Genomic DNA, 16,376 nt, shown 5'->3' on the forward strand with positions numbered 1-16,376 from the left:
CCCGATGAGCCAGGCGGCGCAGAATCTGAACTGGTTGATCACGAACTTCGTGGACAACACCCCCGGGGTGTCGCACACGGTGGTGGTCTCCGCCGACGGACTCCTTCTGGCGATGTCCGAAGGGTTTCCCCGTGACCGAGCCGACCAGCTGGCGGCCGTCGCCTCCGGTCTGACCTCGCTCACCGCCGGAGCCTCCCGCATCTTCGAAGGCGGCGCGGTCAACCAGACCGTCGTCGAGATGGAACGAGGCTTCCTGTTCATCATGTCCATCTCCGACGGCTCCTCCCTCGCCGTACTCGCCCACCCGGACTGCGACATCGGCCTCGTCGGCTACGAGATGGCCCTGCTCGTCGACCGCGCGGGCAGTGTCCTCACCCCGGACCTGCGCGCCGAACTGCAAGGCAGCCTGCTGAACTGACCGACCACCCGCCGCCCACCGCTCGGCTGACAGGCCGAACGCCCCCCAAACGGCACCGACCGACGGCAACACCGTCACCTTCCTGTCCCGACCGGAGGACCCATGACCCCGCCCCCTGCCTCGCCCGGCCCGTACGGCGGCCATCATCATTCGCCGTACGGGAGTGAAGGCGACCAGCCGTTGGTGCGCCCGTACGCGATGACCGGTGGCCGGACCCGGCCTCGCTACCAGCTCGCCATCGAGGCGCTGGTCTCCACCACGGCGGACCCCGCGCACCTGCAGGGGCTGCTCCCCGAGCACCAGCGGATCTGTCATCTGTGCCGGGAGGTCAAGTCGGTCGCCGAGGTGTCCGCACTGCTCAACATGCCGCTGGGGGTGGCCCGGATCCTGGTCGCCGACCTGGCCGAGGCGGGGATGGTGGCGATCCATCAGCCCGGCGGCAACTCGGACGCGGGCGGGACCCCGGATGTGACACTGCTCGAAAGGGTGCTCAGTGGACTTCGCAAGCTCTAGCGGCGGTGCCCCGCCGGCCCGTGCGACCACTTCGGCCAAGATCGTGGTGGCGGGCGGCTTCGGCGTGGGCAAGACCACGTTCGTCGGCGCGGTCTCGGAGATCAACCCGCTGCGCACCGAAGCCGTGATGACCTCCGCCTCGGCCGGGATCGACGATCTGAGCCATGTGCAGGACAAGACCACGACCACCGTGGCGATGGACTTCGGCCGCATCACGCTGGACGACGACCTGATCCTGTATCTGTTCGGCACGCCCGGCCAGGACCGGTTCTGGTTCATGTGGGACGACCTGGTCCGCGGCGCCATCGGTGCCGTCGTCCTCGTGGACACCCGCCGTCTCTCCGACTGCTTCCCGGCGGTCGACTACTTCGAGAACTCGGGGCTCCCCTTCGTCATCGCCCTCAACGGCTTCGACGGGCACCAGCCCTACACTCCCGAAGAGGTGCGGGAAGCACTGCAGATCGGCCCGGACACCCCGATCATCATCACCGACGCCCGCCACCGCAGCGAGGCGAAGAGCGCGCTTATCACACTCGTGGAGCACGCCCTGATGGCTCGGCTGAAGTAGGCGTAAAGTCCCGGAAGTTGTCCGAAATCCGTTGACCGGAGCGGGCTGTGTCCTCTGACACGGCCCGCTCGGGCGTTCATAACGTTTCGACAGAGAAATACATGGGATTCGATACGGAGCGCGTTCGGACAGCTCCGTTGCGCGCTCAATTAGTTAGCTGTTTGACATGTCTCACCCGTAACGCCCCTTTTATCTCTGGTCCAGACAACTGGTCGGATGGTTGGCCGACTGTTTGGAAAGCACCGACACAGCATGCTGGAATTCGCTGAACTGGGCGGTACGGGCTCAGCTGGGAACGGCACGACACAGGTGCCGACGCCGAGAGGTTGTTGGTCGAGTGAGGCGAAGCATGCCGGACTCCGCGAAACAGGTGCGGGGGAACTTCACCCCGCCGCCGCGCACAGCGGTGCCACCCGCCGGTGCGACGGAGCCCCCTGTCGCGACCGGCGGGCGCCTGTCGCCGCGGAACTGGCGGGTGCCGGCCCGCCTGAACGCGATCATGCTCATCCCCGTCCTGGTCGCCCTGCTCTTCGGCGGCTTCCGCGTCCAGTCCTCCGTTTCCACCTGGAACGCGGCCGAGGACGCCGAGCGCACCGCCCGGCTGGTCCGCGCGGCCGCGTCCTACAGCCACGCTCTGGTGGACGAGCGCGACCGCACCGCGGTTCCGCTACTCACCGGTTCCGCCGAGGACGAGGTCAAGAAGGCGCGGGCGGCGACCGACGCCGCGAAGGCCGAGTTCGACAAGTACGCCGCGGACATGCCGAACACCGCGAGCCTCAAGCGTCGCCTCAAGGCTTTTCAGGCCGTGGAGCCGCAGCTGGCCAATCTGCGCCGGTACGCCTACACGGACCGGCTGAACGGGGTGAAGACCGAAGAGGGCTATGTCGCGGTCGAGCACTCACTGTTGGAGTTCGCAAACGAACTGGGCCTGGGCACCGGCAACATCACCTCCTATGGCCGCACCGTCTACGCGGTCTCGCTGGCCAAGGGAGCTGAATCGCTCCAACGCTCCATTGGCAGCCATCTGCTGGTCAAACCCGGCCCCTCGGCCGTCGACCGCAAGACCCAGCTCACCGCCTTCGGCTCGTACGTCTACCTGGAGAACATCGCCCTCACCGAGTTCCAGTCGGCCGGCCTCCCCGAGGACGTGGCCCGGCTGAAGCAGGCCATGGCGGAGGGGAAGAAGAAGAGCGAGGCGCAGGTCAAGGAGGCCCGGCGGAAGGCCGCCGCCGAGGACCGGCAGTTCGTGGTGCCGCCCTCGATGGAGCAGATGATCGAGGCCATCGGCAGCGGCGAAAAGCCGGCGAACCTCAAGGAGCGCGGCATCACCCCGGATTCGTGGTTCGCCGCTTCCACGGCCAAGTTCGACGCCTATCGCCAGATCGAGAAGGACCTCGTCGACAAGGCGGTGAACGAGGCCTCGCAAATCTCTGCGAACGCAAAGCGCGACGCGTTTGTGAACTCCGCCATCGTGCTGCTCGCCCTTCTGCTGGCCTTCGTCGTGGCGGGCCGGATGGCCCGCTCCATGAGCCGCAGCATGCGACAGCTGCGCAACACCGCCTTCGACGTCGCCGAGCAGCGGCTGCCCATGCTGGTCGACCAGCTCTCCAAGGCCGATCCGGGCCGGATCGACACCCGGGTGACCCCGATCCCGATCACCACACGGGACGAGATCGGCGAGGTGGCCCGGGCCTTCGACCAGGTGCACCGCGAGGCGATCCGGCTCGCCGCCGAGCAGGCGATGCTGCGCGGCAACGTCAACGCGATCTTCACCAACCTTTCCAGCCGCAACCAGGGCCTCATCGAGCGCCAGCTCTCGCTGATCTCCGAGCTGGAGAACCGCGAGGCCGACCCGGACCAGCTCGAGCACCTTTTCCGGCTGGACCACCTGGCGACCCGTATGCGGCGCAACGGCGAGAACCTGCTGATCCTCGCGGGCGAGGAGCCGGGCCGCCGCTGGAACCAGCCGGTGCCGCTGATCGACGTGTTGCGCGCCGCCTCCTCCGAGGTGGAGTCGTACGAGCGGATCGAGCTGGCCGGCGTCCCGGAGACCGAGATCCACGGCAACGCCGTGACCGACCTGGTGCACCTGCTCGCCGAGCTGCTGGAGAACGCCACCACGTTCTCCTCGCCGCACACCAAGGTGCGGGTGACCGCGACCCGGCTGCCCGACGGCCGCGTCATGATCGAGATCCATGACAAGGGCATCGGCCTGACCGCCGAGGACTTCGCGGACATCAACCACAAGCTGGCCAATCCGCCCACCGTCGACGCCGCCGTCTCGCAGCGCATGGGCCTGTACGTGGTCGGCCGCCTCGCCGACCGGCACCACATCCGGTGTCAGCTGCGCCCCTCGGGCGAGCAGGCGGGCACCACCTCGCTGGTGATGCTTCCGGACGCGATCACGCACGGCGGAGGCGGCGAGGAGCTGCCCGGGAACCAGGACTTCACGGTCTCCCCCCGGATCGGCCAGGAACAGGCCCAGCAGGCCCCGCAGGCGCCCCAGGCCCCGCAGCCGCCGCAGGCCGTTCCTACGGCCCCTCAGGCCGTCCACCAGGCGCCGCAGCCCCCTGTGGCGCCGCAGACCGTCCAGCCGCAGGCCGTCCAGGAGCCCGCCGCACCGCGCACCGCCGCCGACTACGGCTTCGACGACTCGGCATACGGCGGCGATCCGCTGTTCGGGCCGATGTCACAAACCGGGGCATCCGCCCCCGCGGCGCCGACCGGACCGGCCATGCCGTTCCCGTCTTCTGCGCCGTATTCCGAACCGGAATCGGAATACAGAACTCCGACGGAATCCGCACCGCCGCCGTACGCCGACTTCACTTCCGCTTCCCACCAGGGAAATTGGAGCGACACCGGTTCGTTTGAGTCGCCCTTTGGATCAAACTACCCAGTACAAACGGAATCTGCGCCAAGCGCTCCCGAAGTTGCCTCGGAAAGCGTAGAGTTCCACCGTCCGGGACCCTCCCCGAGCACCACCGGCTCCCTGACCGACGCCGGTCTCCCCCGCCGCGAGAAGCAGTGGCAGCCGTCGGAGGACTCAGGGACCCAGCAGCCGACCGCGGAAGCGGCGGCGCCCGCGGCGCCGGAGCTGCCCGGTCAGGACTCGGGGGAGCACACTTTCTCGGACACCTTCACGTGGCACCCGGAGAACGACCAGCGCTGGCACCGAGCCGAACAGCTGCGTGAGCCGAAGGCCGGCGGGATCACCTCTTCCGGTCTGCCCCGGCGAGTGCCCAAGGCCAACCTGGTCGAGGGCACCGCGGAGTCGACCGGCGCGGGCGGCCCCCAGGTCTCCCGCGCGCCGGAGGACATCCGCGGCAGGTTGAGCAACCTGCGCCGCGGCGTCCAGAAGGGGCGCCAACAGCGTGACCAGCATGACCAACAGGGCTACGGCCCCGGCAGCAGCTACGATCAGGAGCGTTAGTGTGAGCCCGATGAGCCAGGCGGCGCAGAACCTGAACTGGTTGATCACCAACTTCGTGGACAACACCCCCGGGGTGTCGCACACGGTGGTGGTCTCCGCCGACGGACTCCTTCTGGCGATGTCCGAAGGGTTTCCCCGTGACCGAGCCGACCAGCTGGCGGCCGTCGCCTCCGGTCTGACCTCGCTCACCGCCGGAGCCTCCCGCATCTTCGAAGGCGGCGCGGTCAACCAGACCGTCGTCGAGATGGAACGAGGCTTCCTGTTCATCATGTCCATCTCCGACGGCTCCTCCCTCGCCGTACTCGCCCACCCCGAGTGCGACATCGGCCTCGTCGGCTACGAGATGGCCCTGCTCGTCGACCGCGCGGGCGGCGTCCTCACCCCGGACCTGCGCGCCGAACTGCAAGGCAGTCTTCTCAACTAGCAAACACAAAGATGCGTTTCGCGCCACCGCGCCGTTAGGGTGCGGTGGCGCGACCGGCAGACAGGCGAGTTGGAGGAGGAAACGTGGCAACGCCCCCCAGTGGATATCCGTACGGCCATGGGCAGCAGGCCGAGCCGCACGGAGATGCCCCGTTGAAGCGCTTCAACTTCCCCTCCGCGCCAAGTCGTCAGGTCCGCTCGGCCCAGCAGCCCCCCGCGGCGCCTCAGGAGCCCGTTCAGCAGCCTCATGAGGCCCCGACCCCGCCCCTGCACACGCAGCCCCTCCAGCAGCCGTACACGCCGTCCTACGCGCCACAGGGCGGCCCGGCAGGGCTGTCGCCCGAGTCGCCGTCGCATCAGCCGCCCCCCAGCCGGCCCGCGCCGCCGCCCGTGCGGCACACCCCGGAGCCGTCCTCCCCGGCCTCCGGACACAACCCGCTGGTGCGGCCGTACGCCATGACCGGAGGCCGGACCCGGCCTCGCTACCAGCTCGCCATCGAGGCGCTGGTGTCCACCACGGCGGACCCCGCTCAGCTCCAGGGCCAGCTGCCCGAGCACCAGCGGATCTGCCACCTGTGCCGTGAGATCAAGTCGGTCGCCGAGATCTCCGCACTCCTGACCATTCCCCTCGGCGTCTCCCGGATCCTCGTAGCCGACCTGGCCGAGGCCGGGCTCGTCGCCATTCATCAGCCCGGCGGCGACGAGTCCGCCGGCGGCCAGCCTGACGTGACATTGCTCGAAAGGGTGCTCAGTGGACTTCGCAAGCTCTAGCGGTGCAGCCCGCTCCACCACCTCCGCGAAAATCGTGGTGGCGGGCGGCTTCGGCGTGGGCAAGACCACGTTCGTCGGCGCGGTCTCGGAGATCAACCCGCTGCGCACCGAAGCCGTGATGACCTCCGCCTCGGCCGGGATCGACGATCTCACCCACGCGCCGGACAAGACCACCACCACGGTGGCCATGGACTTCGGCCGCATCACGCTCGACCAGGACCTGATCCTGTACCTGTTCGGCACGCCCGGCCAGGACCGGTTCTGGTTCATGTGGGACGACCTGGTCCGCGGCGCCATCGGCGCCGTCGTCCTCGTCGACACCCGCCGCCTCGCCGACTGCTTCCCCGCCGTCGACTACTTCGAGAACTCCGGACTGCCCTTCGTCATCGCCCTCAACGGCTTCGACGGACACCAGCCCTACACCCCCGAAGAAGTCCGCGAGGCGCTGCAGATCGGCCCGGACGCGCCCATCATCATCACCGACGCCCGCCACCGCAGCGAGGCGAAGAGCGCGCTCATCACGCTCGTCGAGCACGCTCTGATGGCGCGTTTGCGATAGCGACGGACAGCGTCGGCGGCGCCCGCCGCCGAACGCACAAATCCCCCGCTCTCCGGGAGAGCGGGGGATTTGTGCGCTTCAGACGGCGTTTCGCTGTTCGGGCCGCGTTTCGCTGTTCGCCGGGGCCTTCAGCCCTGCCAGCTGTGCGGGGCGCGGAAGCCCCGCTGGCGCTCCAGCCGGCGCCAGCCCGCCGCGCTGCGGCCGGTGCGCCCCGAGGGGCGCCGGTGGCCTGCGTTGGCGGCCGCGCGGGCGAGGAGGACCGCGGTGACCGCGGCGAGCTCCTCGGCGTCGGCGTGGCCCTTCTCGACGCGGACGAGAGTGGCGGCGCCGACGGCGGCCGCGGTATCGGCGGGGTTGTCGGCGGTGTCCTGTGCGGTGCTCACGATGGCTTCGTCTCCAATACTCGCGTCAATGCTCGCGTTACTGCGGCGGGTTGCCGTGCTTGCGGGACGGCAGGTCGGCGTGCTTGTTGCGCAGCATCGCCAGGGACCGGATCAGGACCTCGCGGGTCTCCACGGGGTCGATGACGTCGTCGACCAGGCCGCGCTCGGCGGCGTAGTACGGGTGCATCAGCTCGGACTTGTACTCCTTGACCATGCGGGCGCGCATGGCCTCGGGGTCGTCGGCCCCGGCGATCTGCCGACGGAAGATCACGTTGGCCGCGCCCTCGGCGCCCATCACCGCGATCTCGTTCGTCGGCCAGGCGTAGGTCAGGTCGGCGCCGATGGACTGGGAGTCCATGACGATGTAGGCGCCGCCGTACGCCTTGCGCAGGATGATCGAGATCCGCGGCACGGTGGCGTTGCAGTACGCGTACAGCATCTTGGCGCCGTGCCGGATGATCCCGCCGTGCTCCTGGTCCACGCCGGGCAGGAAGCCGGGCACGTCCAGCAGCGTGATCAGGGGGATGTTGAAGGCGTCGCACATCTGGATGAAGCGGGCGGACTTCTCCGACGCCTCGATGTCCAGCACCCCGGCCAGCGACTGCGGCTGGTTGGCGATGATGCCCACCACCTGGCCGTCCAACCGGCTCAGGGCGCAGATGATGTTGGTCGCCCAGCGCTCGTGGACCTCCAGGTAGTCGCCGTCGTCGACGATCTCCTCGATGACCTTGCGCATGTCGTACGGGCGGTTGCCGTCGGCCGGGACGAGGTCGAGCAGCGCCTCGCCGCGCCGCTCGGCCGGGTCGTCGGACTCGACGGTCGGCGGGTTCTCGCGGTTGTTCTGCGGGAGCAGCGACAGGAGGTAGCGCACCTCCTCCAGGCAGCTCTCCTCGTCGTCGTACGCGAAGTGGCACACGCCCGAGGTCTCGGCGTGCACATCCGCGCCGCCCAGTCCGTTCTGGGTGACCTTCTCGCCCGTCACCGCCTGGACCACGTCCGGTCCGGTGATGAACATCTGCGAGGTCTCGCGGACCATGAAGACGAAGTCGGTGAGCGCCGGGGAGTAGGCGGCGCCGCCGGCGCACGGGCCGAGCATCACGCTGATCTGCGGGATGACGCCGGACGCCTTGGTGTTGCGCTGGAAGATGCCGCCGTAGCCGGCGAGCGCCGAGACGCCCTCCTGGATACGGGCGCCGGCACCGTCGTTGAGCGACACCAGCGGCGCTCCGGCCGAGATGGCCATGTCCATGATCTTGTGGATCTTCGTGGCGTGGGCTTCCCCGAGCGCCCCGCCGAAGATCCGGAAGTCGTGTGCGTACACGAACACGGTCCGCCCGTGTACGGTCCCCCAGCCGGTGACGACACCGTCGGTGTAGGGCCGCTTCGCCTCGAGCCCGAACCCGCTCGCGCGGTGCCGCCGCAGCGGCTCGACCTCGTTGAAGGACCCCTCGTCCAGGAGCAGATCGATCCGTTCGCGGGCCGTCAGCTTCCCCTTGGCCTTCTGGGCCTCGGTCGCCCGCTCGCTCGGCCCGCGCCGAGCCTGCTCGCGGATCGCGTGCAGCTCGGCGACACGCCCGCGGACGTCGCTCGCCTCAGCGGGCGCACCTTCGAGATTGGTCATGCAATGACGGTACGTTCCCGGACCCCCCGGGACGCATGTCAATTCCATACAACGTCGGGCGCGTTTTGGTGGGTAGGCAGAACAGAACTGGACAGCGGATTTCCTGCCACCGTATGGGCCACTGGGCGAGGGGCGCTGTCGGCACCCCACAAACCCCGACGTGGCGCGCCCATGACCGGCGGACATGACCACCCGTATGGGCGCGCCCGGCCGGGGTCAGCAGCCGCCGCAGTTGTAGTAGACGACGTCCCAGTGGTTGCCCTCGAGGGCATAGATGTTGCCGGAGTTGGCCTTGTACTGCTTGGCGCCGTCACTGCGCAGGCCGATGTAGGCGAAGTGGCCGGTGATGTAGTTGCTGACGCAAGTGTTGAGGCCGTAGTCGAGCTTGTAGCCGTTCCAGTGGCTGTAGGTGCCGCCGGCGTGCCCGGTCTCGGTGCCGCCGGTGATGTTCAGGGCGCAGCCGCTGGCGCTCTTGAGGGTCTGGGCGCCCTGTGCGGTGGCCAGGTTGAGCTGTTCGAACGAGGTGCAGGTGGCGTTGTTCCGGTCGGAACAGCCGCCGGAGGAGGACCAGGTGATGCCGCTGGTCCGGAACATCGAGGTGGCCTGGGAGTGGCTGATCTTGGTGACCGCGAACGCCTCACCGGCGCTGCTGATCACCCCGACTCCGGGGGCGAAGAGCACACCGAGGACGAGGACGAGGGCCGTGACGGCGGCGCTGCCGACGGAGCGGAGCTTCATGGGACCTCCTGCTGTGGACCGTGGGACCGTGCTGGGAACCGTGCGGCGGTGCAGGTGGGGGGCGACAGCAGGATGATGGCGAACTTCTACGCGCGTCGGCCACCGTATTTGGTGAACGCTTGGGGCGATTATCCGGAGATTTTGTGTACGCGGGGAATGGAGTTAGGCTAGGTGACGTTGAAGATTCAACGGAACTTCGACAGGCCGGCCCCGGCGGAGCTACACCCCCCTAGGCTCCGCCGGGGCCGTGGCCACCAACCGCACCCACGGCCCTGAGCGTCCCGGCCTACTCCTGCGGCTCCACGCCGGCCCGCAGCAGCCCGTAGACGTACGCGTCGTCCAGCGCCTGCCACGAGGCCGCGATCACATTCCCCCCGACGCCCACCGTCGACCACTCGCCCTTGCCGTCCGCCGTCGAGACCAGCACCCGCGTCGTGGACTCCGTACCGTGCTTGCCCTCCAGGATGCGCACCTTGTAGTCCACCAACTCCATCGCGGCCAGCTGCGGGTAGATCCGCTCCAGGCCCAGCCGCAGCGCCCGGTCCAGGGCGTTGACCGGGCCGTTGCCCTCCGCCGTGGAGACGATGCGCTCGCCCTTGGCCCAGAGCTTGACCGTGGCCTCGTTGGCGTGGGTGCCGTCGGGGCGGTCCTCGACGATGGCCCGCCAGGACTCGACCTGGAAGTAGCGGCGGGGCCGCCCCTCGATCTCCTCGCGCAGCAGCAGTTCGAAGGACGCGTCGGCGGCCTCGTAGGTGTAGCCCGCGAGCTCGCGCTCCTTGACCCGCTCGACGACGCGGCCGACCAGCTCCCGGTCGCCGCCGAGGTCGACGCCCAGCTCCTTGCCCTTGAGCTCGATCGAGGCCCGGCCCGCCATGTCGGACACCAGCATGCGCATGGTGTTGCCGACCAGCTCGGGGTCGATGTGCTGGTAGAGGTCGGGGTCCACCTTGATCGCGGAGGCGTGCAGCCCGGCCTTGTGAGCGAAGGCCGAGAGGCCGACGTAGGGCTGGTGGGTCGAGGGTGTGAGGTTGACCACCTCGGCGATGGCGTGCGAGATGCGGGTCATCTCGGCGAGCGCGCCGTTGGGCAGGACCTTACGGCCGTACTTGAGCTCCAGGGCGGCGGCGACCGGGAAGAGGTTGGCGTTGCCGACCCGCTCGCCGTAGCCGTTGGCGGTGCACTGGACATGGGTGGCGCCCGCGTCCACGGCGGCCAGGGTGTTGGCGACGGCGCAGCCGGTGTCGTCCTGGGCGTGGATGCCAAGACGGGCCCCGGTGTCGGCGAGGACGGTGCGCACCACCGCGTCGATCTGGGCCGGGAGCATGCCGCCGTTGGTGTCGCACAGCACGACGACATCCGCGCCCGCCTCGTGGGCGGCGCTGACGACCTGCTTGGCGTAGCCGGGGTTGGCGCGGTAGCCGTCGAAGAAGTGCTCGCAGTCGACGAAGACCCGGCGGCCCTGGGCGCGCAGATGGGAGACGGTGTCCCTGACCATCTCCAGGTTCTCGTCCAGCGTGGTGCGCAGGGCGAGTTCCACATGGCGGTCGTGGGACTTGGCCACCAGCGTGATCACCGGGGCGCCGGAGTCGAGGAGCGCCTGGACCTGGGGGTCGGCCGATGCCTGTACGCCCGCCTTGCGGGTGGCGCCGAACGCGACCAGTTGGGCGTGGGTGAAGTCGATCTCGGCGCGGGCCCGGGCGAAGAACTCCGTGTCGCGCGGGTTGGCGCCGGGCCAGCCGCCCTCGATGAAGCCCACGCCGAAGTCGTCGAGGTGACGGGCGATGGTCAGCTTGTCCGCGACGGTGAGGTTGATGCCCTCGCGCTGCGCGCCGTCGCGCAGCGTGGTGTCGAAGACGTGGAAGCTGTCGTCGGGTAGGTCCTTCATGGTGGTCTGGCTCCTGTGGGATCGATCTCGGTCTACCGGAATAACCGGTTCCGCGCCCTCCTATGATCCCTCGCGCTCCGCATCCGGCGGGGTGGTCCGGAAAACGAAAAGACCCCTCGCGGGTGCGAGAGGTCTGCGCGCGGGTCTGGGGCACGGTGGCCGCGCCGTACTCGGGTCGTACGGGGCGGTCACTGCGGACCGGCGCGCCTGCTGCCAATAATCATGGCGAACGAGAGCACGGAGGCAGTCAAGCACATCCCGCCTCCGCGCTCCCATCCGTCTCATGATGCGAACCGCCGCGCGGATCGATATCGCAGTCACGTTCGGAGGGGCGGCCGGCACCGGCCGGGTCGACCCCGGCCGTCCGTCCGTCAGCCCAGGCGGTGCATCCAGCCGTGGGTGTCCGGGGCGGCGCCCGTCTGGATGTCCAGCAGCGCCTTGCGCAGCTTCATCGTCACCTCGCCCGGCTGCCCGTCCGCCACGGTCCAGTCGGCCCGGGCGGACTTGACCGAGCCGACGGGGGTGATCACGGCGGCGGTGCCGCAGGCGAAGACCTCGGTGAGGCTGCCGTCCGCGTTCCCCTCGCGCCAGTCGTCGACGCTGATACGGCCCTCGGAGACCTCATGGCCCAGGTCGGCGGCGATCCGCAGCAGCGAGGCGCGGGTGATGCCCGGCAGCAGCGAGCCGGACAGCTCGGGGGTCACGATGCGGTTCCCGTACACGAAGTACAGGTTCATACCGCCCATCTCCTCGATCCAGCGGCGCTCGATCGCGTCCAGCCAGACCACCTGGTCGCAGCCCTGCTCGGCGGCCTGCGCCTGGGCGACCAGCGAAGCGGCGTAGTTGCCGCCCGTCTTGGCCGCGCCGGTGCCGCCGGGAGCGGCGCGCACATACTCCTCGGAGAGCCACACGGAGACCGGCTTGACCCCGCCGGGGAAGTAGGCGCCGGCCGGGGAGGCGATGATGATGAAGAGGTATTCGTTCGCGGGCCGCACGCCGAGGCCGACCTCGGTCGCGAACATGAAGGGCCGCAGATACAGGGACTCCTCACCGCTGCCCGGCACCCACGCCTTGTCCTGGGTGACCAGCGCGTCGCAGGCCGCGATGAAGGTCTCGACCGGCAGCTCCGGCATGCCCATGCGGCGCGCGGAGGCGCGGAAGCGCTCGGCGTTCTCCTCGGGGCGGAAGGTGGCCACGCCGCCGTCGGGCTGCCGGTACGCCTTGAGCCCTTCGAAGATCGTCTGGGCGTAGTGGAGGGTCATGTTCGCCGGGTCGAGCGAAAGGGGCGCGTACGGCACGAGCTGGGCGTCGTGCCAACCGCGGCCCTCGGTCCACTTGATGGTCACCATGTGGTCGGTGAAGTGGCGGCCGAAGCCGGGGTTGGCCAGGATCCGCTCCCGCTCCTCGTCGGAGAGGGGATGGGCGGAGGGCTTGAGCTCGATCGTGGGCGTCGTCATGAGTGGTAGTCCTTCACCGTTGGTTGTAGCGGACCGCGCCCGCGCCGTCCCCGCCCCGAGGGGTACTAGGACGTCCGAGCTTCCTCTCATACGACGGCCCCACGTCCGATTATCGCTCGGAGTGGGGCCGGGGTAGAGATGCGTGCGTGCGCTTGCGCGGCCCAGGTCGATGGTCGCACCCAGCCGCGCGTCGGCACAGGCTGGGGTCAGCCGGATACTCGCGCCGCGAGCGCGTCGCCGATCTCGTCGGTGGTGCGCGGCGTGTCGCCGCTGCGCTCCGCGAGGTCCTGGGCGACGGCGGCCTCGACACGGGCCGCCTCGGCCTCGTATCCCAGGTGCTGAAGCAGCAGGGCCACCGACAGCACGGTCGCGGTCGGGTCGGCCTTGCCGGTGCCCGCGATGTCCGGCGCGGAGCCGTGGACCGGCTCGAACATCGACGGGAAGGTGCCGGAGGGGTTGATGTTGCCGCTCGCGGCGAGCCCGATGCCACCGGTGACGGCGGCGGCCAGGTCCGTGAGGATGTCACCGAAGAGGTTGTCGGTGACGATGACGTCGAACCGCTCGGGCTGGGTGACGAAGAAGATCGTCGCGGCGTCGACATGCAGATAGTCGGTGGTGACCTCGGGGAACTCCGCGCCGACCCGGTCGAAGATGTTCTTCCACAGGTGGCCCGCGTGCGCCAGGACGTTGGTCTTGTGCACGAGGGTGAGCTTCTTGCGCGGCCGGGCGGCGGCCCGGGCGTACGCATCGCGCACCACGCGCTCGACGCCGTACGCGGTGTTCACGCTGACCTCGGTGGCCACCTCGGCCGGGGTGCCGGTGCGCAGCGATCCGCCGTTGCCCGTGTACGGGCCCTCGGTGCCCTCGCGGACGACGACGAAGTCGATGTCGGGGCGGGCGGCCAGCGGGGTGGCGGTGTTCGGGAACAGCTTCGACGGACGCAGGTTGACGTAGTGGTCGAAGACGAAGCGCAGCTTGAGCAGCAGCCCGCGCTCCAGCACACCCGAGGGCACGGACGGGTCGCCGATGGCGCCGAGCAGGATCGCGTCGTGGTTCTTCAGCGATTCGAGCTCCGCGTCCGGCAGGGTCTCGCCGGTCGCGTGCCAGCGCCGGGCGCCGAGGTCGTACTCCTGGGTCTCGAGCTTCACGTCCTGCGGAAGGACGGCCGAGAGGACCTTGAGACCCTGCGGCACGACTTCCTGGCCGATACCGTCACCGGGGATCACTGCGAGACGAATGCTGCGAGACATACCGGGACCCTACCCCTCGTCCCACTGAATGACATTCGCCGTCCGACATATGGACGGAGGCTCATCCGGATGGCTCACGTTCACCCGGAGTACCGCGTGAAGTCGCCTTCTGGGGGCAGATTCCGGCACATGGCTGACTTCTCCCGGGGCACGCCCCGCGGCTCCTCCGATGTCCCACGAGTCGGCATTCCCGAGCGCCTGGCGCGCCGGATGACCATGGCCGAGCAGCACGAGTATCTGCGGACGAAGCTCTCCCGGCGCGGGGTGCTGCGCGGCGGCGCCGCGGGGGTGGGGACGGTGGCGGGGGCCGGCCTGCTCACCGGTTCGGCGGGCGCCGTGGCGGCGAGCCCGTCCCCGGCGCTGTTCACCGGTCCGTCGCCGACGCTGCTCACCGGCCCGGCCTCGCGGAAGGTGAACGGCGCGCTGGTCGCGCCCTTCGGCCGCCATCTCGCCTTCGGCGCCGACCCCAGGACCCAGATGCGGATCTCCTGGCAGGTCCCCTTCGCCGTCAAGGCGCCGTACGTGCGGATCGGCCTCAAGCCCTGGGAGCTGAGCCGGAAGATCGAGGCCGAGGTCCGCCATCTGCACACGCCCGCGCTCAGCGACAAGCTCCCGGCCGTCGACCAGTACTACCTCCACGCCGCACTCGAGGGCCTGAGCCCAGGCGTCACCTATTACTACGGCGTCGGCCACGACGGCTTCGACCCGGCCGACCCGCGCCACTTCGCCGCCCTGGGCACGTTCCGTACGGCGCCCCACAAGGCCGAGTCCTTCGTCTTCACGGCCTTCGGCGACCAGGGCGTCAGCTACGACGCGCTCGCCAACGACCAGCTGCTGCTCGGCCAGCACCCCGCCTTCCATCTGCACGCCGGGGATCTGTGCTACGCCGACACCACCGGCCACGGCCAGAAGACGGATGTCTTCGACGCCCGGGTGTGGGACTCCTTCCTCGCCCAGACCGCCTCGGTCGCGGCGAGCGTGCCGTGGATGGTGACCACCGGCAACCACGACATGGAGGCCTGGTACTCCCCCGACGGCTACGGCGGTCAGCTGGCCCGCTGGTCCCTCCCCGGCAACGGCCCCGATCCGCGCAAGGCGCCCGGCGTCTACTCCTTCACCTACGCCAATGTGGCGGTCGTCGCGCTGGACGCCAACGACGTCAGCTACGAGATCACCGCCAACACCGGATACACCGGCGGGAAGCAGACGCGCTGGCTGGACCAGCGCCTCGGACAGTTGCGCGCCCAGCCCGGCATCGACTTCGTCGTGGTCTTCTTCCACCACTGCGCCTTCTCGACCACCAGCGCCCACGCCTCGGACGGCGGGGTGCGCGACGCCTGGGTGCCGCTGTTCGAGAAGCACCAGGTGGACCTGGTCATCAACGGCCACAACCACGTCTACGAGCGCACCGACGCCATCCGGGGCGGCCGGGTCGCCAAGCGGGTCCCGGTCGGCGGCAGCGCCGACGCGGTGCGCGACGGCATCGTCTACGCGACGGCGGGCGGGGCCGGGGCGCATCTGTACGAGTTCCCGGTGCCCGACAGCTACGAGGGCCATGTGAAGGACCTCGACGAGGTGAAGACCTTCCACTGGGCGAAGGACGGATCGAAGAACAAGGACACGGTGGAGTGGTCGCGGGTGCGCTACACCGGTTTCTCGTTCCTCGCGGTGGAGGTGCGGCCGGGCCCGAGCCCGAAGCTGACGGTCACGACGCTGGCCGAATCGGGCGAGCGCGTGGACCACTTCGAGGTGGTGCGCACGCCCGGGAAGTGACCGGCGCCGCTCTTCTTGCTCTCGTCGGCGACCGCGTCAGTGGCCGGTCGCGCCGCCGTTGTCGCGGCGGTCGAGGGCGCGCTGCAGCGCGGCGGCGGCGTTCTTGCGGTCGGTGTTGTCGGTCTTGCGGCGGGTCCTGCGGACAACCGTCTCAGCCATGATCGCGTCTCCCTGTGTCCCGAGAGGTGCTGCGGAAGATGCCGGAGGGGCGGGGGCCTCAAGTGCGGCAGGGGTCACCTGCGCATGCGCACCGGCCACAACCACCGTCGCTCGATCGAGCGAGACGTTCGGCTTCCACAAAAATAAGGCCTCGGAGCCGGACTGTCCGCACAATTACTCGGACGTCCTACTATCTGAGACGCAGAAACGCGCATGGGCTGGTCGAGGCCAACCCCCGTTCGGCCTCGACCAACCAGTATTCGCGCCGTTCAGAAGGTGCTTACTCGTTGGTTAGCTTCGTAAACTGCCGTGAATAACGACTACTTGGCTGTCAGACGCTAGCACCGCCGCGCCTCCGCCGTCCACGACTTTTCGGCTTGCCACACGCGCCCCGCATACGGCGACGGCCGCCGTACGCGCCTTGGCGC

Annotated in this window: 15 protein-coding genes; 8 read left to right on the forward strand and 7 right to left on the reverse strand. The window is 69.4% G+C overall.

Annotation, left to right across the window (positions count from 1 at the left end; translation table 11 throughout):
• The first annotated feature begins 4 nt into the window (after window positions 1-4).
• From ACFV2X_RS34950 to ACFV2X_RS34980, 7 genes are all read left to right on the forward strand, one after another.
• Window positions 5-418: a roadblock/LC7 domain-containing protein gene (locus ACFV2X_RS34950; protein ID WP_305257046.1), complete on the forward strand. Its 414-nt coding sequence runs from the start codon at window positions 5-7 to the stop codon at window positions 416-418.
• Window positions 419-520: 102 nt separating this feature from the next.
• Window positions 521-931: a DUF742 domain-containing protein gene (locus tag ACFV2X_RS34955; RefSeq protein ID WP_043486671.1), complete on the forward strand. Its 411-nt coding sequence runs from the start codon at window positions 521-523 to the stop codon at window positions 929-931.
• The gene (locus ACFV2X_RS34960) at window positions 912-1,499 is read left to right on the forward strand and encodes an ATP/GTP-binding protein (protein WP_358643641.1); all 588 of its coding nucleotides are present in this window, start codon (window positions 912-914) and stop codon (window positions 1,497-1,499) included. Before ACFV2X_RS34955 ends, ACFV2X_RS34960 begins: the two co-directional genes overlap by 20 nt.
• A 349-nt stretch (window positions 1,500-1,848) precedes the next feature.
• The gene (locus ACFV2X_RS34965; protein ID WP_385624427.1) at window positions 1,849-4,929 is read left to right on the forward strand and encodes a nitrate- and nitrite sensing domain-containing protein; all 3,081 of its coding nucleotides are present in this window, start codon (window positions 1,849-1,851) and stop codon (window positions 4,927-4,929) included.
• A gap of 10 nt (window positions 4,930-4,939) precedes the next feature.
• Window positions 4,940-5,353: a roadblock/LC7 domain-containing protein gene (locus ACFV2X_RS34970; RefSeq protein ID WP_179285426.1), complete on the forward strand. Its 414-nt coding sequence runs from the start codon at window positions 4,940-4,942 to the stop codon at window positions 5,351-5,353.
• An 83-nt stretch (window positions 5,354-5,436) separates the two neighbouring features.
• Window positions 5,437-6,123: a DUF742 domain-containing protein gene (locus ACFV2X_RS34975; RefSeq protein ID WP_385624429.1), complete on the forward strand. Its 687-nt coding sequence runs from the start codon at window positions 5,437-5,439 to the stop codon at window positions 6,121-6,123.
• Window positions 6,104-6,682, forward strand: coding sequence for an ATP/GTP-binding protein (locus tag ACFV2X_RS34980; protein WP_078610434.1), 579 nt, complete (start codon window positions 6,104-6,106; stop codon window positions 6,680-6,682). Before ACFV2X_RS34975 ends, ACFV2X_RS34980 begins: the two co-directional genes overlap by 20 nt.
• Before the next feature lie 128 nt (window positions 6,683-6,810).
• Here the strand turns inward: ACFV2X_RS34980 and ACFV2X_RS34985 are convergent, their stop codons facing one another.
• The 6 genes from ACFV2X_RS34985 to ACFV2X_RS35010 all read right to left on the reverse strand — a co-directional run bounded on the left by ACFV2X_RS34985 (window position 6,811) and on the right by ACFV2X_RS35010 (window position 14,016).
• A complete protein-coding gene (locus tag ACFV2X_RS34985; RefSeq protein ID WP_385624431.1) occupies window positions 6,811-7,065 on the reverse strand; it encodes an acyl-CoA carboxylase subunit epsilon in 255 nt (84 codons plus the stop codon).
• A gap of 37 nt (window positions 7,066-7,102) precedes the next feature.
• Window positions 7,103-8,686, reverse strand: coding sequence for an acyl-CoA carboxylase subunit beta (locus tag ACFV2X_RS34990; protein ID WP_385624434.1), 1,584 nt, complete (start codon window positions 8,684-8,686; stop codon window positions 7,103-7,105).
• Window positions 8,687-8,902: 216 nt separating this feature from the next.
• Entirely contained in the window at window positions 8,903-9,424 is a 522-nt protein-coding gene (locus ACFV2X_RS34995) for a hypothetical protein (protein ID WP_385624436.1), read from the reverse strand.
• A 286-nt stretch (window positions 9,425-9,710) separates the two neighbouring features.
• Window positions 9,711-11,309 carry a citramalate synthase gene (gene cimA, locus ACFV2X_RS35000; protein ID WP_385624438.1) on the reverse strand — a complete coding sequence of 533 codons (1,599 nt, stop codon included), beginning with the start codon at window positions 11,307-11,309 and terminating at the stop codon, window positions 9,711-9,713.
• Window positions 11,310-11,680: 371 nt separating this feature from the next.
• Entirely contained in the window at window positions 11,681-12,766 is a 1,086-nt protein-coding gene (locus ACFV2X_RS35005; RefSeq protein ID WP_385624441.1) for a branched-chain amino acid aminotransferase, read from the reverse strand.
• A 206-nt stretch (window positions 12,767-12,972) separates the two neighbouring features.
• A complete protein-coding gene (locus ACFV2X_RS35010) occupies window positions 12,973-14,016 on the reverse strand; it encodes a 3-isopropylmalate dehydrogenase (protein WP_385624443.1) in 1,044 nt (347 codons plus the stop codon).
• A 129-nt stretch (window positions 14,017-14,145) separates the two neighbouring features.
• On the opposite strand from ACFV2X_RS35010, the gene ACFV2X_RS35015 reads away from it, so the two are divergent.
• Entirely contained in the window at window positions 14,146-15,789 is a 1,644-nt protein-coding gene (locus ACFV2X_RS35015; protein ID WP_385624446.1) for a fibronectin type III domain-containing protein, read from the forward strand.
• A 36-nt stretch (window positions 15,790-15,825) separates the two neighbouring features.
• Here the strand turns inward: ACFV2X_RS35015 and ACFV2X_RS35020 are convergent, their stop codons facing one another.
• Window positions 15,826-15,948: a hypothetical protein gene (locus ACFV2X_RS35020; protein ID WP_319693819.1), complete on the reverse strand. Its 123-nt coding sequence runs from the start codon at window positions 15,946-15,948 to the stop codon at window positions 15,826-15,828.
• Between the last annotated feature and the right edge of the window lie 428 nt (window positions 15,949-16,376).

The organism is Streptomyces sp. NPDC059679, assembly GCF_042734105.1.
GTDB lineage: Bacteria > Actinomycetota > Actinomycetes > Streptomycetales > Streptomycetaceae > Streptomyces.